The organism is Hymenobacter saemangeumensis (assembly GCF_039541835.1).
GTDB lineage: Bacteria > Bacteroidota > Bacteroidia > Cytophagales > Hymenobacteraceae > Hymenobacter > Hymenobacter saemangeumensis.
This window is the reverse complement of the sequence record NZ_BAABGZ010000045.1, coordinates 1-1,710: the sequence shown is the minus strand read 5'-3', so window position 1 is coordinate 1,710 and position 1,710 is coordinate 1. Positions and strand designations below refer to the sequence as shown.

Genomic DNA, 1,710 nt, shown 5'->3' with positions numbered 1-1,710 from the left:
AGGCGCTTTACCTCATCTACAAGGAAGCCCTGCACAACGCCGTCAAGCACGCCAAAGGCGCCACCGAAGTCTGCATCCGGCTGGCCCGGAACGGGCAAAAGCTGCGCCTGGAAGTGCGCGACAACGGGGGCAGCGTGCGGGAGTCGCTGGCATCAAAAGGATTGGGCGGCAATGGCTTGCGCAACATGCAGGACCGAGCCCGCGCCGTGGGCGGCAGCGTGGCCTACGACTACCAGGGAGCTGGATTTGGCATCGCGGCGCTGCTACCCTTATAAGCGTAAAGAAGGCAGGGAGTTAAATGTAGCAACTAAAAATGGGCTTATTTTGCCTTGTGTTCACTAATATATCCCAGGATATGGGCCGCAAACGCAACGGGAGAGTGAGGTTGGCCCTTGGGCTGACTCTGCTGCTGGTAATGCTTAGCCCGACTGTGCAAGCCCAGACGGAGGCTGAGAATGTGCGGGAGTTTGATTCGCTGCGCACGCTGGTGTACCGCCGCGGCCTGCCTGATACCGTGCGCGTGCGCCTGGGCTCGGTGGCCTGCCGCTACCTGATGCAGCTCGACCTGGACAGTGCCCGCACCTACGGAGAGAAAGCCGTGGCCCTGGCCCGGCGAATTGGCTTTGTACAGGGCGAGGCCCACGCCCGCAACAACTTAGCCGCGGCTATTTTCTATGCCGGCGACTACCCCGCCGCGCAGACTGCATTCGAGGCTTCGCTGCGGGCGGCCCAACGAGCCAGGAACCGGCTGTTTATTGGCCATGCCTACCTGGGCCTGGGCAGCGTAGCGCGCTCTTTCGATAACGATGACAATGCCATGAAGTATTACCAGCAGGCCCGGGAGGCGTACCTGGCCTGCGAGCCGCCCAATATGCGCGGCCTGCTGCTGGTGATGCACAACATCGCCAACGGCTACCTCGACAAGGAGCAGGCTCCCCTGGCTTCGCCGGTGGTGCGGCAGGCCCTGGCCATGGCCCGCAATGCCAACGCCGAGCCGAGCATGCAAGCCAAGCTGCTCAACCTGCTGGGAGTGATTCAGTCTGACCTGCACCGGGCCGATTCGGCCGTAGCAACCTGGCACGAAGCCCTGCGCCTGGCCCGCACTTCGCATACCGTTTCTACCGAAGCCGCGGTGCTGGCCCGCCTGGCCGAAGCCAGCCTGAATAACCACAAGCCCGCTGCGGCACTGCAGTATATACGGCAGGCCCTGGAGCTGAACCGCCAGCTGGGAGAGCAGCGTGCCGTAGCCGACGACCTGCACGTGCTGGCCCTGGCCATGCAGCAGCTTAAGCTGCCCGGGGCCTTCGATACCCTCCAGAAGTTCCTGAGCCTGCGCGATACCCTGCTCAGCCAGGAGCGCACCGCAGCCGTGGCCGAGGCCCAGGCCCGCTTCGACCGCGCCGGGCAGCAGGTGCGCATTCAGGTGCTGGAGCAGCGCCAGCGCATTGCCGGCCTGGAAGCCGAGCAGCGCCGCACCCGCACCCGCCTGCTGTTGCTTTCCGCCGTCCTCGCCATCGGAGGGACGGGTTTTTTCCTTGCCCAGCAGTACCGCCGGAGGCAGCGGGCGCGGGAGCAGTCGCTACGCCGTCAGATAGCGGCGGACCTGCACGACGACGTGGGCTCGCTGTTGACGCAAATCAGCCTGCAGAGCGAGCTGCTGAGCCAGGGCGTGTACGGCCCCGAGCAGCAGGAGCGCTACCTGGCCCACAT

At 64.7% G+C, this 1,710-nt stretch carries 2 protein-coding genes; both read left to right on the top strand.

The genetic code is table 11. The annotated features are described in order from the left end of the window. On the top strand, positions 1 to 275 hold a 275-nt coding region (locus ABD919_RS13920; RefSeq protein ID WP_345236625.1), incomplete at its 5' end, for a sensor histidine kinase. 140 nt (positions 276 to 415) lie between these two features. Next, positions 416 to 1,710, top strand: a 1,295-nt coding sequence (locus tag ABD919_RS13915; protein WP_345236624.1) for a tetratricopeptide repeat protein, incomplete at its 3' end; no start/stop codon positions are given.